Annotated in this window: 13 protein-coding genes; 8 read left to right on the top strand and 5 right to left on the bottom strand. The window is 67.0% G+C overall.

The genetic code is table 11. The features are described from left to right. Nucleotides 1-94: 94 nt before the first annotated feature. Complete coding sequence (locus ACQKIE_RS04185; RefSeq protein WP_427456082.1) at nucleotides 95-967, top strand: SDR family oxidoreductase; 873 nt, start codon at nucleotides 95-97, stop codon at nucleotides 965-967. A gap of 25 nt (nucleotides 968-992) precedes the next feature. Here the strand turns inward: ACQKIE_RS04185 and ACQKIE_RS04180 are convergent, their stop codons facing one another. From ACQKIE_RS04180 to ACQKIE_RS04170, 3 genes are read right to left on the bottom strand one after another with little or no spacing between them, the layout of a single operon-like run. Next, on the bottom strand, nucleotides 993-1,643 hold the full coding sequence (locus ACQKIE_RS04180; RefSeq protein WP_427456080.1) for a glutathione S-transferase family protein: 651 nt from the start codon (nucleotides 1,641-1,643) through the stop codon (nucleotides 993-995). After that, complete coding sequence (locus tag ACQKIE_RS04175) at nucleotides 1,640-2,080, bottom strand: SRPBCC family protein (protein WP_427456078.1); 441 nt, start codon at nucleotides 2,078-2,080, stop codon at nucleotides 1,640-1,642. The genes ACQKIE_RS04180 and ACQKIE_RS04175 overlap by 4 nt, the downstream gene beginning before the upstream one ends. Next, a complete protein-coding gene (locus ACQKIE_RS04170; RefSeq protein WP_427456076.1) occupies nucleotides 2,077-2,415 on the bottom strand; it encodes an ArsR/SmtB family transcription factor in 339 nt (112 codons plus the stop codon). The genes ACQKIE_RS04175 and ACQKIE_RS04170 overlap by 4 nt, the downstream gene beginning before the upstream one ends. 254 nt (nucleotides 2,416-2,669) lie before the next feature. Here ACQKIE_RS04170 and ACQKIE_RS04165 point away from each other — a divergent pair, with 254 nt between their 5' ends. Then, on the top strand, nucleotides 2,670-3,308 hold the full coding sequence (locus ACQKIE_RS04165) for a glutathione S-transferase family protein (protein WP_427456074.1): 639 nt from the start codon (nucleotides 2,670-2,672) through the stop codon (nucleotides 3,306-3,308). On the opposite strand, the gene ACQKIE_RS04160 is transcribed toward ACQKIE_RS04165, so the two are convergent. Then, nucleotides 3,295-4,188: a LysR family transcriptional regulator gene (locus ACQKIE_RS04160; protein ID WP_427456072.1), complete on the bottom strand. Its 894-nt coding sequence runs from the start codon at nucleotides 4,186-4,188 to the stop codon at nucleotides 3,295-3,297. The two genes, ACQKIE_RS04165 and ACQKIE_RS04160, sit on opposite strands and share 14 nt — an antisense overlap. Here ACQKIE_RS04160 and ACQKIE_RS04155 point away from each other — a divergent pair. Beyond that, nucleotides 4,154-5,197 (top strand): NmrA family NAD(P)-binding protein, encoded by a 1,044-nt coding sequence (locus ACQKIE_RS04155; RefSeq protein WP_427456070.1) that lies wholly within the window; start codon nucleotides 4,154-4,156, stop codon nucleotides 5,195-5,197. The two genes, ACQKIE_RS04160 and ACQKIE_RS04155, sit on opposite strands and share 35 nt — an antisense overlap. 11 nt (nucleotides 5,198-5,208) lie before the next feature. Here ACQKIE_RS04155 and ACQKIE_RS04150 read toward each other — a convergent pair whose 3' ends face one another. After that, on the bottom strand, nucleotides 5,209-6,132 hold the full coding sequence (locus ACQKIE_RS04150; protein ID WP_427456068.1) for a LysR substrate-binding domain-containing protein: 924 nt from the start codon (nucleotides 6,130-6,132) through the stop codon (nucleotides 5,209-5,211). Nucleotides 6,133-6,344: 212 nt separating this feature from the next. Here ACQKIE_RS04150 and ACQKIE_RS04145 point away from each other — a divergent pair, with 212 nt between their 5' ends. The 5 genes from ACQKIE_RS04145 (at nucleotide 6,345) to ACQKIE_RS04125 (ending at nucleotide 24,984) form a co-directional block, all read left to right on the top strand. Then, the gene (locus ACQKIE_RS04145; protein ID WP_427456065.1) at nucleotides 6,345-7,124 is read left to right on the top strand and encodes a response regulator transcription factor; all 780 of its coding nucleotides are present in this window, start codon (nucleotides 6,345-6,347) and stop codon (nucleotides 7,122-7,124) included. Further along, nucleotides 7,114-10,575 carry an ATP-binding protein gene (locus ACQKIE_RS04140; protein WP_427456063.1) on the top strand — a complete coding sequence of 1,154 codons (3,462 nt, stop codon included), beginning with the start codon at nucleotides 7,114-7,116 and terminating at the stop codon, nucleotides 10,573-10,575. Before ACQKIE_RS04145 ends, ACQKIE_RS04140 begins: the two co-directional genes overlap by 11 nt. A gap of 361 nt (nucleotides 10,576-10,936) precedes the next feature. Further along, a complete protein-coding gene (locus ACQKIE_RS04135; RefSeq protein WP_427456061.1) occupies nucleotides 10,937-22,267 on the top strand; it encodes a VCBS domain-containing protein in 11,331 nt (3,776 codons plus the stop codon). Between the two features lie 15 nt (nucleotides 22,268-22,282). Next, nucleotides 22,283-24,202, top strand: coding sequence for a TolC family protein (locus tag ACQKIE_RS04130; protein WP_427456059.1), 1,920 nt, complete (start codon nucleotides 22,283-22,285; stop codon nucleotides 24,200-24,202). A 5-nt stretch (nucleotides 24,203-24,207) separates the two neighbouring features. Next, entirely contained in the window at nucleotides 24,208-24,984 is a 777-nt protein-coding gene (locus tag ACQKIE_RS04125) for an efflux RND transporter periplasmic adaptor subunit (protein WP_427456057.1), read from the top strand. Nucleotide 24,985 lies beyond the last annotated feature (1 nt).

Here is a 24,985-nt window from a genome sequence, read left to right as displayed (position 1 = left end):
GAATATGGAACCACCTATGTTTCCGGTCAAGGCGATCACGCAAGGGCGGATCGCCGGATTTCTCCTTCAACCACTCCAGAGAAAGGACCAGGACATGAGCATTCTCGTTACCGGTGCATCGGGCACCGTCGGTTCGCAGATCGTGCAGCGCCTCGCCGCGAGCGGCGTCGAGGTCAAAGCCCTCGTTCGCACACCAGGCAAGGTGACATTGCCACCGGGCGTGACGGAGGTCGTCGGCGACATGAACCAGGCAAACAGCATCCGCGCCGCGCTGTCGTCGGTGCGGACCCTGTTCCTCCTGAACGTCGTGTCGGCCGAGGAGGTAACGCAGGCACTCGTCGCGTTGAACCTGGCCAGGGAAGCGGGCATCGAGCGCATCGTCTACCTCTCCGTGATCCATGCGGACCTCTATACCAACGTGCCGCATTTCACCGGCAAGTACACGGTGGAACGCATGATCGAGAGCCTCGGCATGCCGACGACGATCCTGCGCCCCGCCTACTTCATGCAGAACGACGAGCGGCTGCAAGCCGTCATCGAAGCGCATGGCGTGTACCCGTCGGCGATCGGCAAGGCCGGCGTGAGCATGGTGGACATTCGCGATATCGCGGACATCGCCGTCACGGAACTGCTCGCGCGTCATCGCTCTCCCGAGCCGTTGCCGGGCCGCACGATCGATGTGGTGGGTCCCGACGCGATGACCGGCGAATCGGCCGCGCGCGTCTGGAGCGACGCCTTGCAGCGCGAGATCCGTTACGCGGGTGACGACCTCGAAGGGTTCGAGCGGCAACTGGCCGACTATGGCCCGGATTGGCTGGCGTACGACATGCGCTTGATGATGGAGCGCATCCAGGAGCACGGCATGCATGGCGCCGGCGGGAGCGTCGAGGACCTGCAGGCCATCCTGGGACGCCCGCTGCGGAGCTACCGGGCATACGTGCAGGAGCTGCTCGGCCGCGACCGGTAAACGGCAGCGGCCGTCCGTGGGATCGTCAGGCGGCGCGGTCCGCCGCGGCGAAATGCGCCATCTGATCGGCATGGGCTTTCTTGAAAGCGGGCCGATCGGTGGCGCGTGCGATGTAGGCACGGGCAGCGGGATGTTCGTCCGTCACGCCGCCGAGGCGCTCGACGATGCGCAGCACGTCCGACATGAGGATGTCCGCCACGGAGAAGGGGCCGGCCAGCCATTCGCGACCGGCGAGCACCGTCTCCATCTGCTGGACGCGCATCTTCAGGAAGTCCTCCAGCTGCTTGCGGCTCGGCGTCATCTCGGTGTCGCCCGAGAACTGCAGGATCGTCCATGGCACGCTCGCCATCTCGAACGAATTGAGCGCGGCGAAGGTCCATTCGAGGACCTGGCTGCGGCCCCGCGGATCGGCAGGCATCAACGCGTCGCTGCGCTCGGCCAGGTAGAGCAGGATCGCGCCGCTCTCGAATATCGAGAGGTCGCCGTCGACAAGCCAGGGCACCTGTCCGAAAGGTTGGTGCGCGAAATGTTCAGCGCCCCTGTCGTGGAACGGCACGCTCTGGACGCGGTAGGGCAGGCCAGCTTCCTCCAGCGCCCAGCGCACGCGGATGTCACGTACGTGGCCACGCGGCGGCTCGGGTACCCAGTCGTAGGTGACGAGGGTCAGGTCGGTCATGGACGGTCTCCAAGGTAACGCGAGAGTTTGTCGAGCAGGCCGGTCCAGCCCGCCTCATGGCTGTTGCGCGTCGCTTCGTCGGGCAGCTGTTCGTGCACGAGCGTCAGTTCGGTGCCGCCATCGCGCGGTTCGAGGTGGAACGTCACCAGCGAGGGCGGTTGCGTCGATCCCGACCATTCCCATGTCAGGACGAGCTTCCTGTCGGGAACGACTTCGCGATAGACACCGGTGGCTTCATGCTCGTCACCGCTGGTGAGCCGGAACGCGATGCGGAAGCGGCCACCCGTGCGGACATCGGCTTCGGCACGCAGCGTGGGTCCCGCGTCAGGTCCCCACCACTGGATCATCTGTTCGGGCTGGGTCAGCGCCGCATAGACCTTGGCGGGGGACGCCTTGATCTTGCGCACGAGGGTCACGCTCGGAAGGTGTTCGGTCACGGCGTTTCATCCTTTTCCACGAAGGCGACAAGTCGATCGAGGCTCACGGTCCAGAAGCGTTCGTACCGCCTGAGCCACTCCATGGCCTCGCGCATCGGTTCGACGGCGAGGTCGACCGACACGGTGCGGCCGGTCTTGGTGCGGGTGATGAGACCCGCATCGGCCAGGACGTCCAGGTGCTTCATCATTCCTGGAAGCTTCTGGGATAGCGGGCGCGCGAGCTCGCTCACCGAAAGGCCGGGCTCCTTCTCGAGCCGCAGGAGGATGGCGCGCCGGGTGGGGTCGGCGAGCGCGGCGAACGTCCGGTCGATCGTTGACGATTGATACTTCACCATTTGGCGAAGTATTGCGGCGACGAGGGTGCGGGTCAATAGCCGGCCGACGAAAAAAAATTCCGGGCGGATGTCGATTCTCGAATCCTTCGTGCGTCGTATCTGTATCGAGACGCCAATCCACCGAGGTGACTGGGCATGAGCGACGGACTTATGAAACTCTGCGGCTGGGCGCTGACGGTGCTGGCCATCCTCTTGCGGGAGCCGACACTCCGGACCTGCTTTTTCGTGATCACGCCTACCAAGGGAGTTTCATCATGAGCATCGTCATCACCGCCTTCGAGAAGTCGCCGGACGGTGGCAAGGGACTGGCGCGCGATACGCGCGTTCGCTGGGCGCTGGAGGAAGTGGGCCAACCGTACGACGTACGCTATGTGTCGTTCCAGGGGATGAAGCAGTCCGACCATCTGTGTCGCCATCCGTTCGGACAGATACCGACGTTCGAGGACAACGGCCTCTGCCTGTTCGAGTCGGGTTCGATCATCTTCCACCTCGCCGAACGCCACGGTACGTTGCTGCCGACCGACGCGAATGCCCGGGCTCGCGCCATCACGTGGATGTTCGCGGCACTCAACACGGTGGAGCCACCGATCCTCGACTTGTCCGTCGCGAAGTTCCAGGAGGGCCAGCAGCCGTGGGCCGCGGACCGTCTTCCCATCGTGGTGGATCGCATCCGTGCGCGCTTCCAGCAGCTTTCGGCACGCCTGGGCGATAGCGAGTGGCTAGACGGGGCGTTCAGTGCGGGCGACCTGCTGATGGTCTCGGTGTTACTCCGGGCGAAGCCGTCGGGCATCCTCGCCGAGTTCCCCACGTTGGATGCTTACGTCGCTCGCGGCGAGGCACGACCTGCCTACCAGCGCGCGTTCGCGGCGCAGCTGGCGGTCAACGCGGCCTGACCACATCGCTGGTGCTGCCTAGCGCGATCACGAAATCCAGGAACGCCCGCGCCTTCGCGGGCACATGGTGTCGCGACGGCAGGTAGGCGTGAAGCGGGAACCGCTCGTCCATCCAGTCGGGGAAGAGGTTGACCAGGCGGCCCGCGCGGATCAGCGGCTCCGCCGCCAGCAACAGCATCTGCGCGATGCCGATGCCCGAGACGCAGGCATGGACCAGCGCTCCCGGGTCGTTGACCGTGAGCCTTCCGTCGGTTTCCACCGCGAGTGTTTTGCGCTTGCGGTGGAATTCCCAGGGGAACGGCCGGCCCGTTTCCGGGTCGCGGAAGTCGAGGCACGTGTGTTTGCCGCTTCGGAGTTCCTGCGGTTGGCTTGGCCGTCCGTGCCGGTCCAGGTATGACGGCGCGGCCACGGTCACCACCGCGGTGTCGAGCACCTTCCGGGCGACCAGGCTCGACGATCTCGGTTCGCCGAAGCGCAACGCCATGTCGAAGCCTTCCGTCACCAGGTCGCCGAGATGGTCCCTGGCGATCAACTCCAGCGACAGCTCCGGATGCGTCTCCATGAAACCGGAGAGCGGGGCATCCAGCAGGAAGCCGGAAACGACCGGATCGAGGTTGATGCGCAGTTTCCCCCGCACGGCGGCCACGCCCCCCGATGCCGTCGCCGCGGCTTCTTCCATGCCCCACAGGTGCGGCATCACTTGGTCGTAGAATCGCCGCCCCTCCTCGGTGAGCGCGACGGTACGTGTCGTCCGGTTGAAGAGCCGGATCTTGAGTCGTCGTTCGAGGCGGGCGATGGCCCGGCTGACGCCCGGCGCGGACATGTCCAGGAGGTCGGATGCCCCCGTGAAACTGCCGGCGTCGACGACGGCGGCGAACACGCTGATCCCGCTCGACAGGTTCTCTCCGCTGGTTCTCATGGGATTGGTGACCCTGCGGCATGAAAGTAGTGACATTTATATCATTTTGTTTGCCTCGAGCCTTGGCAACCATGTGCCCTCGTCATCCACGAAGGAGCAACGCATGTACGCCATCACAGGCATCACGGGCAAGGTCGGGGGCGCCGTCGCGCGCACGTTATTGGCAGCAGGCCGATCGGTGCGAGCCGTCGCGCGGGATCGCGAAAAGGTGAGCGGATGGGCGGGGCGCGGTTGCGACATCGCGCTTGCGGACATGCAGGATGCGGCGACGCTGGCGGCGGCCTTTGCCGGAATGGAAGGCGTTTTCGTCCTCCTGCCTCCCGTGTTCGACCCGGCGCCCGGGTTCCCCGAATCGGACGCCGTCATCGCCGCGCTGCGCTCGGCCTTGCTGGCGGCGCGTCCCGGCAAGGTGGTCTGCCTGTCGACCATCGGCGCGCAGGCGACGCAGGAAAACCTGCTGACGCAGCTCCAGCGCATGGAACGTGCCCTCGGCGACCTGCCCATGCCGGTGACGTTCCTGCGGCCTGGCTGGTTCATGGAGAACGCGATGTGGGACGTTCCGTCGGCGCGGGATCAGGGCGTGGTCATGAGTTTCCTGCAGCCGCTCGACAAGGCGATCCCCATGGTGGCCACCGCCGACGTCGGGCGGGTCGCCGCCGAGCTACTCCAGCAGGACGGGGAGGGCCCGCGGGTCGTGGAGCTGGAAGGGCCGGAGCGGGTGGCACCGAAGGACATCGCGGCGGCGTTCGACAGGGTGCTGGGGCGTCCGGTGCACGTCGAGGTCGTTCCGCGCGGAACCTGGGAGGGGCTATTCCGCTCCCAGGGGATGTCCCACCCGGAGCCGCGGATGCGGATGCTGGATGGATTCAATGAAGGATGGATCGCGTTCGAGGGACCGGCCGACAGCGTGCACAAGGGCCACATCCGCCTCGAGGCCGTGCTGCGCGACGTGGTTCAGGCCAGCGCTTAGGCTCGCATCGCTCAGGTCGCGTCAGGCACCAGCTGCTGCCAGCGCTCGCTCATGGCCGCCACGCTCTTCTGCACGAAGCGCACGAAGTTCAAGGTCACGTCGCTCACGACACGGCCGGACATGGTGAGCGCGTGCAAGGGCAGGGGCGCCGGCTCGAAGGTTTCGAGGACGGTGCGCAGCCGGCCGTTGCCGAGGTCGTCGGCCACCATGTAGAGCGGAAACTGGGCGAAGCCGACGCCGGCACGCGCCGCCGAGAGGAGGGCGCCGAGGTCGGCCGAGGCCATGCGCCCGTTACGGCGGCGCGGCGCCAGCCCGCGGAACATCCAGTAACCCGACGCCTCGCTCGCATAGCTGAGGCAATGCGATTCGTCCAGTTGTGCCGGGTGTTCCGGGGCACCGAGGCGGCGAACGAGGTCGGGGCTGCCGACGGTGACGAGGCGCACGCTGCCGAGCGATCGGGCGACGATGTCGCCGCTGTCGGGAAGTGTTTCGCGCAGGCTGAAGATCACATCGGCCTGCTGGCGAAGCAGCGAATCGACGTTATACACGCCCGTGCTCAGGGCCAGGCGGATCTTCGGATGGATGGCGGCGAAGCCCGGAACGAGCTCGGCCACGAGGGGCGACAGCAAGCCGTGCGCCTCGATCCGTACCAGGGTGTTAGGCATGCCGGGCGTGGCCGCGGCCTGTTCGGCCGCCGTCGCGGCTTCGCACATGGCGGCCGCATGCCTGTATACGCGTTCCCCGGTGGCGGTCACCGCGAATTGCCGCGCATTGCGGTGGAGCAGGCGTGCGCCGAGGCGATCTTCGAGCGCAATGATGCGCCGGCTCAACAGAGAACGTGTTGTGCCGAGCCGTGCCGCCGCAGCAGAAAAACCGCCCGCTTCGATCACCTGTACCAACAGGAACAGGTCGTCAAGATTGTTTATTCGTTCCATTGCCTGCACGCCGGGCGCGAGCCGCGACGTTGAACCCCGCTCTGCGATGGCACCCCTACGTGCCAATGTCAGTCTAGGCAAATGTTACAGGCGCCACCTTTGCGCCCGCGTGAAATTCCTTTGCCGGAGGGGAAAATTCTCATCCGATCGACGTATACTCTGGCCGAAAACGTATCTGACCACGGGTACGGGCAGCAGGCAGGGGGCTACACATGTCCATTCAGGATTCCCACATCCTGGTCATCGACGATGCGCCGGAGAACATCCGCGACCTGCTGCAGGCCCTGCGGACACACCCCTGGCGCATTACCCTTGCCACCACCGCCGAGCAGGGTTACCACCGCGCGCAATCGCTGGTGCCGGACCTCATCCTGTTGGACGTACGCATGCCGGGCATGGACGGCTTCGCGCTCTGTCGCCTCTTCCAGGAGCTGCCGCGGGCCCGGGCGACGCCGATCCTCTTCCTTACCTCTGCCTCGAGCGCGGAGGAACGCCTGGAAGGTCTCAACCATGGCGCCGTCGACTACATCCTGAAATCGTGCGATCCGGCGGAGATCATCGCGAGGATCCAGATCCACCTTCGCCTTGCGCGTCGGACCGAAGCACCCGAAGTCGCCGCGGAGGCCGCGCCGACGCGCGACGAAGCCATGTTGCGGGCGGCCATGCGGTTGATCAGCCGGCAGTTGTCGAACGCCTTCACGCTCGAGGAGATCGCCGCGGGCGTCGGTACGTACGACAAGCGCCTGTCTTCCATCTTCCGCCAGCAACTGGGCATGACGGTATTCGCGTGGATCCGCGAGGAGCGCCTGCGCAAAAGCCGTGAACTCCTGACCGACACGACGCTGGGCATGCAGGAGATCGCGGAGAACATCGGCTTCCGCAGCGCCTGCAACTTCACCACCGCGTTCCGTGAGCGCCTTGGCGTCACGCCCAGCGAATACCGGAAGGCGGCGCGGCAGGGAACCGTCGACATGGGTCGTCGTGCCGGTTAAACGCTTCTTCGCCGCCGCACTGCTGCTTTTGTGCCTCGGGGGCTGGCATGCGCTCGCGCGCGCGTCCGCGGTGCAGTTGCCGCTGACGGTCTACGCGCAGGAAAGCGGCCTCACCAGCCTGTCGGTGGTCAGGACATTCTCTGACCACGACGGCTTCCTCTGGGTCGGCACCGAGAAGGGGCTATACCGGTTCGACGGGCTGGGCTTCAACCCGCTGGGCAAGGAGCGCGGGTTCCAGACGTCGGAAGTGGTCGCCCTCGCCGAGGATTCCGAGGGCCATCTGTGGGTCGGTTCGCGTGCCGGCCTGCAACGACGTGGCGCCGACGGCAACTTCGCCTGGGTGAATCCGGGCGGCAAGGCGATGTTCGCCGATCGCGGGCAGACGCTGGCCGCCGACGATCGCGGGAGCATGCTGGTCGTGAGCGGCCATCGGCTCGTTCGTCTCAGCGAGACCGCTTCCGGCGAGTGGACCGCCGTGCCGGTGTTCGGCGGCGCGACCGGACAGGTGGATGTGAGCGCGGTGCTCCATCGCAGCGGCACCACCTGGTTCGGGTGCGGCAGCGAACTGTGCCGGTTGCGCAACGGCGTCTTCACCCGTTACGGCACGAGCCGCGGCGTCCCCGGGGACAAGTGGCTCGGCATCCTGCTCGCGCGCGACGGCAGCCTCTGGGTGCGCGGCATCCGCCACGTCATCCGCCTGCCTGCCGGCACCGATACGTTCCAGGAGCATGAAATTCCCGGCGGCCATACCGAAGTGGCGGCATCCAGCATCGATATCGTCGAGGACCGCGCCGGCCGCATCCTTACCCGCACCGACGTGGGCGTCGCACGCTGGGACGGCGGCCATTGGGAACTGTTCGACACGGGGAATGGCGTGCCCGATGTCGGTATCTCGTCGATGGCCGCCGACCAGGACGGCATGATCTGGATGGGCACCTACGGACGGGGCGTCTTCTATTGGAGCAATGCCGACGCAGTGGAGAACTGGACGGCGGCGCAAGGATTGAGCGGCAGCCTGGTCTGGTCGATCGCCCGGGGCGACGGCCGGTCCGTGTGGGTGGCGGGCGAGTCCGGCGGCGAAGTGATCGTGCCCGGCGAAGGCCGTGCGCATCGATGGCCGATCGCGGTCGCCCCGCCTAACCAGGCGCACGCGGTGATCGCCGGCGCCGACGGAGCGATCTGGTACTTCCTCTTCGACGGCCGCGTGTTGCGCCTCGATCCGACGACGGGACACAGCACGGATATCGCGACGCTGCCTTACCTCGTGCGCGGCGCGTACCTCGATCGCGGCGGTCATTTCTGGGCATATACCCTGGGCGGCCTCTACGAGGTGGACCCCGTCGCGCGAAAGGCGACGCCCGCGGCGCCGACGCTGATCCCGTCCACCATGTGCTCCGACGTCGCCGAGGATGCGGAAGGCCGTCTCTGGGTCGCCTGCAGTTCCGGTCTGTACCGGCACAACGCCGCCGGCTGGTCGCGCGTTAGCGTCTTGCCCGAGGAGGCATCGGGTGGCTACGAGAACGTGGCTGTCACGCCGGACGGCAGGCTTTGGCTCAGTTCACTGCAGCCCGGTCTGCTGGTGGGGCACGTGGGCGACGACGCGGACGTCACCGTGGCACCGGTCGCCGATCCGCTGTTGGCCGACACCCGTTTCTACTTCCTGCGGTCCGATCGCAGCGGGCGGTTGTGGGCGGGTGGCGGCAACGGCGTCGACGTGCTCGACGGCAAGGGTTGGGTGCGCCTGTCGATGCGCGACGGCCTGCTCTGGGATGAAACCAACCACGGCGCGTTCTTTGCCGACACCGATGGCACCGTATGGATCGGCGCCCCGATCGGCCTGACCCACGTGCTCGATCCGGGACAACTGCTCGCACCGCGCGAGATCCGACCGCTCCTGCTGGCGGCAAGCTACGGCAAGCGCGACGTCGCAGCGGGTTCGGTGCTGGCGTTCCGTCATGCCGCGGCGCTCGTGCTGCGCTTCGGCGTCTCGGGTAATAGCGCGGGCCATCCCGTTCGCTTCCGCTACCGCCTCTCTGGGGTGGACGATGGATGGGTGGACACCGCGCAGCGCGAGGTCCGTTACGCGTCGCTGCCACCAGGCAACTACCGCTTCGAACTGAAAGCGGTCGACGTGAACCGGCGCGCGGAGTCGGAACCGGTCGTCCTCGAGCTGACGGTGTCGCCACCGTGGTGGCTGACGCCCTGGGCGTACGTGGCCGCCGCGGTCCTCCTGATCCTTCTCGTCGCCGTCGCCTGGCGCTGGCGCACCCGGCTGCTCATCGCGCATGCGCAGCGACTGGAGGGCCTCGTGCAGGAGCGCACGTCGGAACTGCGCCAGTCGCTGCAGGCCCGTCGGATGCTTCTGGCCCACGTGGGCCACGACCTGCGCGCACCGCTTGGCGCGATCATGAGCGCGGTCCGGCAGTGGCGCGTCGGCAACACGTCGCGCGATCACCCCTTGATCATCGAGCGCCACGTGCGCCAGCAGATGGACCTGATCGACGACCTGCTCGAATTCTCGCGCGGCGAGTTGACGGGGTTGCAGCTCGAACCGGTCCCAGGCTACCTGCACGGGTTCCTCCACGAGGTGGCGGAGCAGGCGGTGCTGCTCATCGAGCGGCACGGCAATCGCTTCGAATGTCGCTTCGACGACCGGCTGCCGGCCGTCGTCGTGGCCGACTTCCGCCGCTTGCGCCAGGTGCTGCTGAACCTGCTGGGCAACGCGGCCAAGTTCACGCACGATGGCCTGGTCGTGTTCCGCGCCGATGCGGTGCCGGATCGTGCCGGGCACGTGCGACTGGTGTTCTCGGTGGAAGACACAGGCATCGGTATCGACCCCGCGGCACTCGAGTCGTTGCAACAGCCCTTCACGCGCGGTGGCAATGCCGCGCAGCACGAGGGCAGCGGCCTCGGTCTTTCCATCGTGGTGCAATTGCTCCAGCACATGGGCGGCAAGCTGGACGTCGAATCGGAGCCATCGGGCGGCAGCCGCTTCATGTTCGGCCTCGACCTCGAACTGTCCGACGAGGACCAGCTCGAGGCCGAGTTGGAAACGGGAGGGGACATCGGCGATGTGGACGGGGAGGGCAGGACGATCCTTGTCGTCGAGCCGAATGCGTCGCGGCGTGAGGTGGTTAGCGACCTGCTCGACGGCTATGGCTTCCAGAGCATTGCCGTGGGCGACGCCGCATCGGCGCTGGAAGCCTTGCGCCGTGACGTACCGGCCCTCGTGATCACCGAGCAGCGCCTGCCCGTCGGCGACGGTTGGCGACTGTTGCAAGCGATACGATCCATCGACTCCGTCCTGCCGGTGCTGCTCTATGCCTCGATGCCTCCGCGTCGTCCACCGAATGACGCGCTCCACTTCGACGGCGTGCTGCTCAAACCGGCGACTGCGGCCGAACTCATGACGTGCGTTATGCGCCTCGTCACTACGCTCGTCGACGACTGACGAGGCGGTTGCGCGGCAGCGATCGAAGGGTCTTCACGTTCTCGTCGGGAGCCCGACTTCCCCTCTGGCAAAGGTCAATGCACTGACGAACGGGCACGCGTCGCGCCGTGGCGCCGTTTTTCGCGCGGCGGATTTTTGACGCGTGCCAAAACATCTTTGCCGCAAAGTACATCCGTCATGCCGCGCGTGACGCAAGGTCATGCGCTAACGCCTTTTCCGTTTCATCGCTGGCACATAGCATCGCCGCTGCTGCTGTGACCTGTATCACAGCCTGAACGCCGACATCGTCTCCCGAAGCCTCGCGGCTGTCGGGACGGCGTCTGTTGGCCCGCATCAGCCAGACAACTCTGCAAGGCGACCCATGTCAGGGACCAAGTCATCGAACCCCTTCCGCCCGCGTGCCCACCGCTATGCGCTGGAACCGCGACAGATGTACGACGGCGCCGCACTCGTCGAGGCGGCCCATCACGTCGATCCCGCGGATGCGGCGCATGACGCCGGGAAGTTCCAGAGTCCCGCCGCCGAGCAGCCGGGTCATCGCGCCATGGCGCCTGCGGCGACCGCGCCCGCGCCCAGCGTGCCCGCGCCGGCCCAGGTGTATGTCGTCGACCAGAGCGTGGCCAACTGGCAATCGCTGGTTTCGCAGCTGCCGCAGGGTAGCCAGGTCGTCGTGCTCGATGGCAAGTCCTCGGGCTTGTCGCAGATTGCGAACGCGCTGCGCGACGAGCATGACATCGGTGCCATCCACATCATCAGCCATGGCGCGAGCGATTCCATCTCGCTCGGCACCGACACCGTGACCGCGGCGAACATCGACGCGTTCAAGACCCAGCTCGGCGAGATCGGCGCTTCGCTCTCCGCCAAGGGCGACATCCTGCTTTACGGCTGCGACGTCTCGCATAACGACACGGCGCTGGTGACCCAGTTGGGTCGCCTGACCCAGGCCGACGTGGCCTCGTCTACTGACGCCACGGGCGCGGCCGCCCTTGGCGGCGATTGGGTGCTCGAGAGTTCCGTAGGCCACATCGAGACGCGTTCCCTCGCGCTGGACTACGACGGCCTGCTCGTCGCGCCCACCGTGACGACGAGCAGCAAGGGCATCACCGTGTCCGAGCCCAGCTCGATCAACGCGCCCGGCGCTGACCGCGCCCAGCTCAGCGGCTGGAATATCGTCGACGACGCGGTCGGCGGGGATTCGATTACCGTGACGGCGAAGGTACACGACCAGGGCAGGGGCACGTTGGCCTCGGCCGGCGGCGGCACCACGAGCGACGGCGGCGTCACGTATACCTTCACCGGTACGCGCGCGCAGGCCAACAACTGGCTGAACCAGCTGACCTTCGTCGCCGCCGACGTGGAGCTCGGCAACACCGCCGCGAAGACGTCCATCGACGTCACCGTCAAGGATGCCGAAGGGCTTTCGGCGACGCATTCGCTCGATGTGACGATCACGCCGTCGAACGATCCGGTCTCCGTGGCCGACGCCACGAAGAACGTGCAGGAAGTGGACAGCTCGGGCAACGCGAGCGTCACGATCATCGGTGCCGATACCCTGAATGCCATCGATACCGAAGTGGACCTGGCGCACACGCAGACGCCGGACCAGATCGTCTACAGCCTCACCGCGCTGCCGCAGTACGGCTATCTCACGCTCAATGGTCAGCGTCTCGGCGCCGGCTCCGTCTTCACGCAGCAGGACGTCATTGGCGGCAAGCTCGCCTACGTGCACACCGCCACCGGTGCGCAGCAGGACGCAGCGGACGGCTTCACCGCGCGCGTGAATGATGGCGCGACGCCGCTTGGCCAGTCGGACACGGTCCATATCACGCTCAACGTCGTGCCCGTGAACCAGGCCCCGAGCATCGGCGGGGCGGGCGTGGTTTACGAAGGCCAGCCGCACAACGCGGTGGATACCGGCAACGTCGGCCAGTACATCGTTGCCAACAGCGGCGACGATCCGCAGGATACCTCGCTGCAGATCACCATCACGGCGCTGCCGACGCACGGCACCCTGTACTTCAACGGCGTGGTCGTCACGCTGGGCCAAACCTTCGACTACGCCCAGCGCAACCTGCTCACCTACAGCAACGACGGCGTCGACGGTGTCGACAAGGACACCTTCGGCGTGCGCGTGACCGACCTCGGCGGCGGCACCGGTACCCCGGCTTCCACCGACGGCACGGTCACGCTCGACGTCCACGCGGTGGACGACGATCCGGCCCTGGATCCGGCCAGCACGCGCGATGCGACCGTGACCTCACCCGGCAACGGTCCGGCTGGCGCGTACTCCGTGCTGCTGACGGCGGGCATGATCGGCGCGACCGACGTCGATTCTCCCGATCAGAACATCACCTTCATCACCCGCCAGGCCGGCCTCACCCACGGCTACCTGCTGCTCAACGGCCAGCAGCTGGGCGACGGCGCCACCTTCACGATGGCGGACATTCGCGCGGGACGCGTGCAGTACGTGCAGGTGACCGGAGATAACACCAACGGCCAGGACACCTTCAATTTCCAGGTGGTGGACAACACCGAAGCCCTGCGCTGGAAGGCCGACGGTTCCACCTTTACGCGCATTGGCGGCGACTATACCGGCGGTACGCCGACGGACACGCTGCGCAACTACAACTTCACGATCCATCTCGCGCAGACGCCGGACGGCAATGGCGGCGGCTTCCCCGTACACAATGCCACCACTGCCCACCAGGATTCCACGTACGCCGGCGTCGACCCGAGCGGCAACGCCATCGGTTCCGTGAACGAGGGCGGCAGCATCGTCCTGCACGGTACGACCACGAACGACAATCCGACCGACTTCGCCCATGTGCCGTCGCTCAGCTACACGGCGCAGGGCGTGGATCCGTCGCAGGTGGTCTATACCTTCCTCGGCTTCACCAATGATTCCGGTATCACGACCGCGGCGGGCACGCTGCAGAAGTTCGTCGGCGGCACCTGGGTGAACGTCGCAACGTACGGCAGCTTCACGCAGGCCGACCTCGACGCGGGGAACATCCGCTTCCAGCACGACGGCGACAGCGAAAACTTCCACGTCAAGGCCAACTTCTCCGTCACCGCCGGCATCGTCACGATCCAGAACGGCCAGCCGACGGTCGACAACTGGTCGCCTTCGTTCGACATCTACATCAACCCGACCAACGACCTCCCGACGGTCGTCGGCTCGTCGAACACGGTGATCAACGAAGGCGAGACCGCGTACATCACCAAGGGCCAGCTTGGCCTCTCGGATCCCGACGACGCTGCGAGCCAGGGTTACCTCGAGGGGTCGGCCTCCTTGCCGGGTGGCGGCACCAACTACGCGTACAACAATGGCACCGGCGCCGAGGCGCTGAAGTTCATCATCACGTCGCTGCCGCAGGGCGGCAAGCTGCAGTATTTCGATGGCAGCAACTGGCAGGACGTGACAGCGGGGATGATGCTGGACGCGTCCCTCATCACCGACAGCGCGGGCACCACCGGACTGCGCTTCGTCAGCAACGGCTCCGAGGTACGCAGCGCCACCTTCACGGTCGAGGCGCAGGACCGTTGGGGCGCCCGTTCGGCCACGGACGCCGATGTCACCATCCAGATCACCAACGTCAACGATGCCCCGCAGATCGCGAAGGATCCGACCCAGCTCGATCCGGGCGTGCCCAGCGATTCGCCGAACAACATCGGTGGCGCGCCGGCCAACAATCCGCTCACCGTGGCCGAAGGCGGTTATGGGCAGATCACGTCGGGCATGCTGCAGGCCTACGATCCCGATAGCAGCGACCAGCAGGTCCAGTACACGATCACGAGCGGCCCCGCGCACGGCAGGATCGCCATGTCGACCGACGGTGGCGTGACCTTCCACTTCCTGGGTACCGGCTCGTCCTTTACCCAGGCCGATGTGGCCGCCGGCCGCATCTATTACGTCAACGACGGCACGGAGGCGACTGGCGTCGCCTATCCCGGCACGCCGGACGACAAGTTCGGCTTCACCGTGTCCGACGGCGATAAGGAGCAGGCCGGCAACGAGTTCTGGGTGTACACGAGCCCGACGAACGACGCGCCGAAGGTCACCGCGCCCAGCGGCCCGATCGATCTGGACAGCAGCAACCCGCAGCACAACGAAGTCCCGGGCTTCAGCGTCTCCGATCCCGACCTCACGACGGTGGGTGGCGGCGAAACCGACTATATGCAGGTCACGATCCGCCTGCTGAATGCCGATGGCACCGCCTTCCACGCCAGCGATTACACGGGCGACGGCGTGTCCATCGGCTTCGCCGCCGGCAGTGGCGTCGTGGTGGATGCGGACAAGAACGGCTCGAGCGACTACCTCGTGCTGACCGGCACCCGCGCGCAGATCAATGCCGCGCTCGCCGGCCTCACGGTGACCTTCGCCGGCGATCAGGACGCGAAGTACCAGGTGCAGGTGATCGCGGACGATCGCCTGCGTGACGGCAGCGGCAACCTCGCCGGCGGCGCCAACGGCGGCGCGGTCAACCAGTCGCCGAACGCGGGCACCGGTAGCGGCGCGGCCACGAGCCCTGTCGATGCCACGAGCTACGATTGGTACAACGACGCGGTACCCGCGGACAGCGGTAACCTCGCCGCCGCGGCGGTCGTGGTACGCGCGTCCAGCGTGAACGAACCGGGTGTCATCAGCGGTCCGGGCACGGTTCCCGTGGCGTACGAAGACCAGCCGACCCACATCGGTGGCGGGTTCGTCGTGAGCGATCCGGAATCGGCGGCGTTCGATACGCCGGTCACTGTCACGCTCACCGTGCCCTCGGGCACGCTGGGAATTGGTGGCACCGGCAACCAGACGAGCTTCGGTGGCGTGACCATCGCTGGCGACAACACGGGTTCGCTGGTGCTCACCGGCCGCGCCAGCGATATCCAGGCGCTGCTCAACGACGCTACCAATGGCCTCACTTACCTCAGTGACGCCAACGTCAACCACGACATGAACGGCGGCAAGGCCGGCGACGTGACGCTCACCATGAGCTTCGACGACGGCGGCTCGCGCATCGGCGACGACACCGGCAGCGGCAGCGTTGCCAACAATCCGGCACCCGTCGAGATCGGCATCGACATCGTGGCGGTCAACGACGCGCCGACCGTCGGCAAGGGCACCGGTACGGTCTACCTCAACGGCAGCACGCCCGTCGGCGGTTTCTCGGTGGGCGACGTCGATTACACCGACGGCGGTGCCATCACCACCGGCGAGACGGACTTCATGCAGGTGACCGTGCGCGTCACCGATGCCAACGGCCTCGCGCTGGCGCACTCGGCGTACGCGGACATCCTGCTGGGTTCGAGTAACGGCGCCTCCGGCGTGACGGTCGACGGCACGTTCGACGGCAGCGGTGACGCGCTCGTCATCCGCGGCACGCGCGACCAGATCAACCAGTACCTCGCGGGTCTGCAGGTGTCCATCGGCGGCTCCCTCGCGAATGCGGACCAGTCCTATCGCGTGGAAGTCATCGCCGACGATCGCCTGCGCGACCTGGCGACCGGCGCGCTCATTGGTACGGCAGCGAATGGCGGGCAGAACGCCAATGCCAGCGGCGGTGTCTCCAACGTGCCCACGACGGCGGTCGATCCGTATGCCGCCGTTCCCGCGGGCCTGGGCAAGGACGTGGCCTCGGCGTATCGCGTGGTCTTCCCCTCGTCGGTGAACAACCCCACCGCCATCGGCGTCACCGGGCCCAACTCGGCCAACGAGAGCGGCGCGGGCCATTACACCTTGGGCAACATCACGCTCGCCGACCCCGACGCGGGTACCGACAACATCACGGCGACTGTGACGCTGCCGAACGGCTTCCTCGTGAACGACGTCAACGGCGTGAATGGCGCGCCGGGTTCGACCGGCAGCTTCGGCGGGGCCAGCTACACGATTTCCGGCGATGGCCGTTCGATCGTCTTCACCGGCTCCATCGACAACGTCGAAGCGGCGATCAACAAGGTCGGCGTGAAGCTCCCGGCTGCCGCAGCCGGCGACAACAATGCGTTCTGGAACGGCACGTTCCAGGTGCAGGTGTCGGTCAACGACAACGGCAACCACGGCAGCAGGCCGGACCAGGGCACGCTCGACGGCGACCAGGCGGCGAACGAAGGCAGCGACGCGACCACGATCGGCGACCAGTACGGGTATGCCGACGGTTCCTCGAGCGCCCTCGTCACCACCCGCGTCTTCGACGTGACGATCAACAGCGGCACGCAGGTGCACGAGGCCGGCTTGGCCGACAGCAGCGGCAGCCAGGGTGTGAACGGCACCGAGAGCATCGCCCTGTTCAACGACCTGGCCAGCGTAACGATTGGCAATCCGGCCGATGGCGCCGGCCATTCGATCACGCTCTCGCTCGCCCAGTTGAAGGACATTGCCAACGTTCCGCTGGTTGACCGGACGATCCAGACCGACCACGGCACGCTCGTCGTGACCGGCTACATCCAGGGCAGCGACGACGCACATGGCACGCTGGTCTACCACTACGAACTGACCGGTCCGGTGAGCCAGCCGGGCGCGACGGGCAGCAGCGAAGCCATCGCGATCTCGACCACCGACAGCGTCGGTTTCACCGACAACGGCAGCATCACGGTCGATATCGTCGACGATGTGCCTACGACGCAGGCAGATGCCGGTAACGTCAACGAGAATGGTGCGCCTGCGACGGGCAACGTCGTGGGGAACGACCACGTGGGCGCCGACGCCACCGGCACCCCGGTCACTGGCGTCGCGGCAGGCACCGGCGGCGGCACGGTCGTCGGTCACGTCGGCAGCGGCGTCACCGGCCAGCACGGCACGCTCACGCTCAGTGCCGACGGCAGCTATAGCTACGTCGTCGACAATAACGATGCGGTGGTCAATGCGCTGAAAGACGGCGACACGATCACCGATGTCTACACCTATACGATCACCGATGCCGATGGCGACACCAGCACGAACACGCTGACGATCACCATCCATGGCCATACCGACGGCGACCCCACCGTGTCACCGGTCGATGGCAACGGTGCCGCCGCGGGACACGTGACGGTGCACGAATCGGGCCTCGGCGACCCCGATACCTCGGAAACGAACAGCGGGACCATCGCGATCACGGCGGCCGACGGGCTGGACAGCATCACGGTCAATGGCGTCGCGATCTCGCTCGCCGACCTGCAGGCGCTCGGTTCGTCGCCGAAGACCATCGACACGCCTGCCGGCACCCTCGTCCTCACGGGCTTCACGGCCGGTACGTCCATCGGCGGCATTCCCACCTCGGGCACGCTCAGCTACACGTATACGCTGGACCGCCAGCAGTCCCAGCCGGGCAAGACCGACTCCGTCGAAGACATCCCGCTCGTCGTGACGGATGCGGGCGGTGGCACGGCGACGGGCACGCTGCAAGTCGACATCGTCGACGACGCGCCGACCGCGAATGCGGACATCGGGCACGTCAACGAGGACGGAGCACCCGCCACGGGCAACGTGGTCACCGGCGGGGCCACGGGCAACGTCGCGGATCGCGTCGGCGCCGATGCGACGGTCACGCCTGTTTCGGGCGTCGTCGCTGGTGACCACACGGGCACGCCGGTCATCGGCAACCTCGGTACGGGCGTCACCGGAGCCCACGGCACCCTCACGCTCCATGCCGATGGCAGCTACACCTACGTCGTCGACGACAGCGATCCCGCCGTCAATGCATTGAAGACCGGCGGAACGCTGACCGATACGTACACCTACACCATCACGGATAGCGACGGCGACACCAGCACCACGACGCTGACCATCACCATCCATGGCCACACGGACGGTGCACCGACGGTGGCGCCGGCGGACGGCAATGGCGGTGCCGCTGGTCATGCGACGGTCCACGAATCGGGCCTCGTCGATGCCGGCGGTGCGCAGACCACCACCGGCACGATCGCCGTCACGGCGGGCGACGGCCTCAAGAGCGTCACGGTCGGCGGCACCACGCTGACGGTGGCACAGCTCCAGGCGCTGGCAGGCGGTTCGCACGTCATCGTCGATACACCCGATGGCACGCTCGAACTCACTGGCTTCACGACCACCGCCTCGGTCGGCGGTGTGCCGACCGCGGGAACGTTGAGCTACACGTATACGCTCGACCACGCGGTAGCACAGCCGGGTAACCCGGATACCGTCGAGAACATCGCGCTCACGGTGACCGATGTCGACGACGCAGCGACGAATGGCACGTTGACCGTGGACATCGTCAACGACGCGCCGACCGCTCACGCGGACACGGCCGACGTGAACGAAGACGGCCCCGCCGTCGGCGGCAATGTGCTTGGCGGTGCCGGTGCCGGTGCGGGCGACGTACCCGACCGGATCGGCGCCGACACGAACGCCACGCCCGTGACCGGCGTTGTCTCCGGTAACGACACGAGCGGCTCGGTCAGCGGCAACGTCGGCACGGGCGTGACAGGTACCTACGGCACGCTCGTCCTGAATGCCGATGGCAGCTACAGCTACGCGGTGGACAACGACGATCCGGCGGTGAACGCGCTGAAGGATGGCGAGACGCTGCAGGACACCTACGTCTATACGATCACCGACGGCGATGGCGACACCAGCACGACGACGCTGACCATCACCATCCACGGCCACTCCGACGGCGGTCCTGCGATCGTGGCGCACGACGGTAACGGCGCCGGCAATGGCCCGGAAACCACTGGTCACGCCACCGTCTGGGAGGCAGGCCTGACGACAGACGGCCCCGCCGGCCACGACAAGAGCGTTTCCGACACGATCGACGTCACGACGCCCGATGGCCTGGTCAGCATCGACATCGACGGAACCACACTGTCGCTCACGGATCTGCTCGCCCTGAGCCCTTCGGCGACCCGGACCATCACGCGGCCGGACGGCAGCACGCTGGTGCTCACCGGCTTCGCGCCGACCGAGTTCATCGGCGGCGTTCCGACGCACGGTACGCTTTCCTACACCTATACCCTGGGCGGAGCGCGCGACCAGGCGGGCCTCGGCAACAGCACGGACACGTTCGCGCTCTCGGTCACCGATGCGGGCCACACGACGGCGACGGGCGACCTCGTCATCGACATCGTCAACGATGCGCCGACCGCGCGTGCCGATGGCGCGGACGCCGATGAGAACGGCGCACCGGTCGGCGGCAACGTCATCACCGGTCTCGGTACCGGCGACGTGGCGGACCGCCTCGGTGCCGACACCGCGACGACGGTGAGCGGTGCGGCGGCTGGCGACATCGGCGGCACCGTGACCGGTCACCTGGGCACGGGCATCGCGGGCCAGTACGGCACGCTGGTCATGGCCGCCGACGGCAGCTACACGTATGTGGTGGACGACACGAACGCCGCCGTGAACGGCCTGCGCGACGGTCAGACGATTACCGACGTCTACACCTACACCATCACCGATGCCGATGGAGACACCAGCACCACCACGCTGACCATCACCATCCATGGCCATACGGACGGCGCACCCACGGTCGTACCGGTGGACGGTAACGGCGGGGCCGATGGCCACGCCACCGTGCACGAGTCCGGCTTGGTCGACCATGACGGCTCGCAGGTGACGAACGGAAGCATCGACGTCACCGCGGACGACGGCCTGTCGAGCATCACCGTGGGCGGCACGACGCTGGACCTCGCACAGCTCACGGGCCTGTCGAGCGGCTCGCCGGTCACCATCCATACGCCTGACGGTACGCTCGTCCTCACGGGTTTCCAGCCGACGACGTCGATTGGCGGCGTGCCCACGGCGGGTACGTTGACCTACACGTACACGTTGGACCGCGCGGCTTCGCAGCCGGGCGGCACCCATAGCCACGACGACATCGCCCTCACGGTGACCGATGCCGGTGGTGGCAAGGTGGACGGCACCCTCGTCGTCGACATCGTGGACGACGCACCGGTGGCCCATGCCGACACGGGCGATGTGAACGAGGACGGGACGGCGCTGACCGGCAACGTCGTCGTTGGCGGCACGGGCGGCGACATCGCCGACCGTGTCGGCGCGGACGGCACTGCCACGCCGGTCACCGGCGTGGTGGCAGGCGATACCGGTAGCCCTGCGAACGGTCATGTCGGTAGCGGCGTCGCCGGCAAGTTCGGCACGCTCACGCTCAATGCCGACGGCAGCTACAGCTACCTCGTCGACAACGCCAATCCCACGGTCAACGCCCTGAAGAATGGCGAGACGTTGACCGAGGTGTACACCTATACGATCACGGACGCGGACGGCGACAGCAGCACCACCACGCTGACCATCACCCTCCATGGCCGTACGGACGGTGGCCCGACCGTGACGCCGCGTGACGGCAACGGCGGCGCCGACGGCCATGCGACCGTTCACGAGGGCGGCCTGGCGGACCATGACGGCACGCAGGTCACCAAGGGCTCGATCGACGTCACGGCCGACGACGGCCTGGTCAGTGTCACGGTCGGCGGTACGACGCTCACCACGGCGCAGTTGGACGCCTTGGCGAAGGGTTCGCCGGTCACCATCCACACGCCGGACGGCACCCTGGTGCTGACCGGCTTCAAGCCCACGGCCACCGTTGGCGGTGTGCCCACGGCCGGTACGCTGACCTACACGTACACGCTGGACCACGCTGTTTCGCAGCCGGCCGGCAAGGACAGCGTCGATACCATCGGCCTGACCGTGCGTGACGCCGGCGGCGGCAGCTCGACCGGCGCGCTGGTCGTCGACATCGCCAACGACGTTCCCGTCGCTCGTGACGACAGTGCCACCATCGTGCAGGACGGCGGCCAGACCTCGGCCGGCGGCAACGTCTTCACCGGCACCGATGGCGCGCACGATGGCTCGGATCGCATCGGTGCCGACGGCGCCGCCAAGGCCGGTCCCGTCACGAGCGTGGGCTCGGCGAACACGGGGCAGGGAGGCACGATCGGTGCCGGTAGCCAAGGCGAGTTCGGCACGTTGATCCTCAATGCCGACGGCACGTACAGCTACAAGCTGGACACGGGCAACCCGAAGGTCAGCGCGCTCGACGCCAGCCGTACGTTGACCGAAGTCTTCGTCTACACCATCACGGACGCGGACGGCGACGTCAGCGAGGCAAGGCTGACCATCACCATCCACGGCACGACGCCGCCGATGCAGGCACGCTCGGGCGACCAGTTCTTCCCGGTGGCTTACGACTTCACCGTCCGCGAGATCCGCCAGGGTTACGAGCCGGGACTGTTCGTGCTGCCGGAGGTCAACCAGTCGCAGGACGAGACGCTGCGCTGGCAAAACCAGTGGGTGACGGGCCGCATGGATTTCGCCGACATCGGTGAGATCGCGCAGGGCCCGGCGGACGGCCAGTTCGTGTTGAACGACGGCGTCGGCTTCTCCCACAAGCTGCTGGCCGAAGTCCATGCACGCTCACGCGTCGCCCTCAACGATTTCGGTTTGGCATCGAGCCCGCTATGGGACGATTTCTCGCCGTTCTCGCTGAAGCACGTCGCGGAGCGCGAGCAAGCGGGCCACGAGCACGGCGGCGAGCGCCACGAGCGGACGCATGCGCTGCATCGCGGTGAAGCCGCACCCCATGAAGCGTCCGCAGCGGCCCACAAGCCGGTTGCCGTGACGCTGGTGCCACCGCCGGCGTCCACGCCGGCCGGCGCACCGTCCTTCACGGCGCAGATCGCGGCGATGGCCAAGGCCGGTGCCGTACCGCTGGCCATCGCGCCAGCCGCCACCCCGTCACGTCATTAACCGGAACTCACCTCGATGCTCCATTCCACTGCCATGAAGACCGCCATGCCGAAGTCCGCGCTGCGTCCCGTACCCCTCGTTGCCTCCATCGCCCTTGCCGTCTTCCTGACCGGCTGCGGCGCGGTGAAGCCGAAGCCGCTCACGCACGATGAAGTCGCCACGCGCGTGCGCAACGACCAGCAGGCCATGTACAAGGGCCAGGAACCCATCACCAGCGCGCTGACGCTCTCCGACGTGATGGCACGGTCGCTCAAGTACAACCTGGACTATCGCCTCAAGCTGATGGAGACCGCACTGTCGCGCGGACTCCTCGACGTCTCCGAACTCGACATGCTGCCGAAGCTCATGGTCGATGCCGGCTACCGCTGGCGGAGCAACGACTCCGGCGGCACCAGCATCGGCATCGAGGACCGCGTCATCAGCCTGCGTCCGTCCACCTCCGAAGAGCGCGTGCATTACCTCGCGGATGCCACGCTTTCGTGGGACGTGCTCGACTTCGGCCTCAGCTACTACCGGGCCAAGCAGCAGGCAGACGACGTCAACACCACCGACGAGCGCCGTCGCAAGGTGTTGCAGAACATCGTCCAGGATGTGCGCGACGCGTACTGGCGCGCGCTCGGTGCGCAGCGTCTGCTCGGTGAAACGCAGACGCTCGCAGACAACATCCAGGCCGCGCTCGAGAAGACCCGCCAGGCCGAGCGTGCCGGCGTGCTCCCGCCCGTGGAAGGCCTCGAGTACCAGCGCGCGCTGCTAGACGCCATGACCCTGGTGAACGAGAAGCGCCAGGAAATGGAGTTCGCGAAGCGTGAGCTCGCCGCGCTGATGAACCTGGCGCCGGGTACCGACTTCACGCTGGCCGACGCGAAGGAAACGACGCTCTCGCAGGTGCCGTCCAACCTCGACCAGCTCGAGCAGATGGCGCTCGAGCAGCGTCCGGAACTCCGCGAAGAGGATTACAAGGCGCGCATCGACGCGATCGAGACGAAGAAGCAGATCGCCGCGCTGTTCCCGAACCTCAACCTGTTCGGCGGCGGTGGGTACGACTCCAACAAGTACCTGTACAACGAGAGCTGGGCCCAGGGCGGCGTCAGCATGTCGATGAACCTGTTCCGCCTCGCGGGGATCCCGGCGATCAAGCGCACCAACGAGGCGCGCATGAAGGTCGACGACGCCCGTCGCATGGCGCTGAGCATGGCCGTGCTCACGCAGGTCCGCGTTTCGGTCGAGCGCTACAAGCTCGCCGTGTACGACCACCAGCTGGCCCAGGAGTCCGCGCATGTGGACCAGCGGCTCGCCAGCGTCGCTCGCGCCGGTTCCAACAACCAGCTCACCAGCGACCTGGAGACCCTGCGCACGCAGGCCCGCTCGATGGTGTCGCGTTTCCAGGAAGCCTCGTCCTATGCCGCCGCGCAGTCGGCCTACGGCCGCGTGCTCAACTCCGTCGGCATCGACCTGATGCCGGAAGAGGTCGTGGGCAGCGACCTGCCGTCGCTCTCCAAGGCGATCCAGACCAGCCTCGCCGGCGGCGAGAAGCAGGTCTTCACGGAATCGGCCGATGCGGTCGGGATGGATCGTCCGATCCAGCTCAGCGTGACCGGCCTGCCGGCGCGTGTGGATGCCGGTGCCGTCCGTGCCGCTGTCGGCAAGGTCATGACCGGTAACCAGCTGTCCCTCGGCCAGGGCGCCGACGCCCTCGGCGTGGAGCTGCACTTCAGCACGACCCCGAACAAGACGGCGACGCGCGCGCAGTGGGACGTGATCGTGCAGGACAACACGGGCAAGCGCCTCATGACGCAGAGCTACCGCAGCTACCTGCCGGATGACGTCACCACGCGCGCGGTCGCGGCACTGGCCGAAGCCGCCACGCTGTCGGTGATGGGTGAAGTACGTCGGCTGGTCACGGCTCCGGAGACGGCAGCCGCCACGCAGCCATGAACGGTATGTCGAAGATCAAGAAGATCATGAAGAAAGCGACGGGCGTTGCCGGTCTGCTCGCCCTCGGTCTCACGGGAACCGCGCAGGGGCAGTCGTCTCCTGCCGCGGCGCAAGCCCCGGTGCGCTTCCTCGTCGTGGCGGACCGGGAAGCACCGCTGTCCGCCGTGGCTGGCGGACGCGTTGCCCGTGTGTACGCGCAGCTGGGCGACAGCGTGGCCAAGGGCAACGTGCTGGTGTCGCTCGACTGCAGCGACCTGGATGCCAAACGGGCCTCGGCCGATGCGGAGTACAAGGCGGCCCAGCTGCGTTACGAGGCCAAGGCCAAATTGCAGGGTCTGCAGTCGGCGGCCGCGCTCGAGGTGGAGCTGACCGCGGCGGACGTCAATCGCACGCGCAGCCAGATGCGCATCTTCGATGCCCAGTTGGCGCAGTGCCGCTTCGTCGCGCCGTTCAACGGTCGCGTTGCCCGCGTACACGTGAAGGAAGGGCAGGGCGTCGCACCCGGCGCGCCCATCATCGACCTCGTCGGCACCGGCACGCCCAAGGCCCGCCTCAACGTGCCGTCGAACTGGATCGCCTGGCTGCGACCCGGCGCGCAGCTCGACGCGAGCGTCGACGAGACGGGCGAGCATTACGTGCTGACCGTGACCCGCTTGAGCGGTCGCGTGGATGCCGTGAGCCAGACCATCGAGATCGAGGCCGATTTCCTCGGCGACACCAGCCGTGTGTTGCCCGGCATGAGCGGCCGCGCCATGCCCGCGAAGAGCAACGGGAAGGGCTGAA

The organism is Luteibacter sp. NPDC031894 (genome assembly GCF_050273135.1).
Classification (GTDB): domain Bacteria; phylum Pseudomonadota; class Gammaproteobacteria; order Xanthomonadales; family Rhodanobacteraceae; genus Luteibacter.
The sequence above is the reverse complement of the archived record's forward strand: the minus strand, read 5'-3'. Positions and strand labels throughout refer to the sequence as shown.

What these genes read in the sequence shown, in the direction of transcription:
- ACQKIE_RS04125 (WP_427456057.1), top strand. Translation starts at nt 24,208, where the DNA reads ATGTCGAAGATCAAGAAGATCATGAAGAAAGCGACGGGCGTTGCCGGT.
- ACQKIE_RS04165 (WP_427456074.1), top strand. Translation starts at nt 2,670, where the DNA reads ATGAGCATCGTCATCACCGCCTTCGAGAAGTCGCCGGACGGTGGCAAG.
- ACQKIE_RS04130 (WP_427456059.1), top strand. Translation starts at nt 22,283, where the DNA reads ATGCTCCATTCCACTGCCATGAAGACCGCCATGCCGAAGTCCGCGCTG.
- ACQKIE_RS04170 (WP_427456076.1), bottom strand. Translation starts at nt 2,415, where the DNA reads ATGGTGAAGTATCAATCGTCAACGATCGACCGGACGTTCGCCGCGCTC.
- ACQKIE_RS04135 (WP_427456061.1), top strand. Translation starts at nt 10,937, where the DNA reads ATGTCAGGGACCAAGTCATCGAACCCCTTCCGCCCGCGTGCCCACCGC.
- ACQKIE_RS04180 (WP_427456080.1), bottom strand. Translation starts at nt 1,643, where the DNA reads ATGACCGACCTGACCCTCGTCACCTACGACTGGGTACCCGAGCCGCCG.
- ACQKIE_RS04185 (WP_427456082.1), top strand. Translation starts at nt 95, where the DNA reads ATGAGCATTCTCGTTACCGGTGCATCGGGCACCGTCGGTTCGCAGATC.
- ACQKIE_RS04145 (WP_427456065.1), top strand. Translation starts at nt 6,345, where the DNA reads ATGTCCATTCAGGATTCCCACATCCTGGTCATCGACGATGCGCCGGAG.
- ACQKIE_RS04150 (WP_427456068.1), bottom strand. Translation starts at nt 6,132, where the DNA reads ATGGAACGAATAAACAATCTTGACGACCTGTTCCTGTTGGTACAGGTG.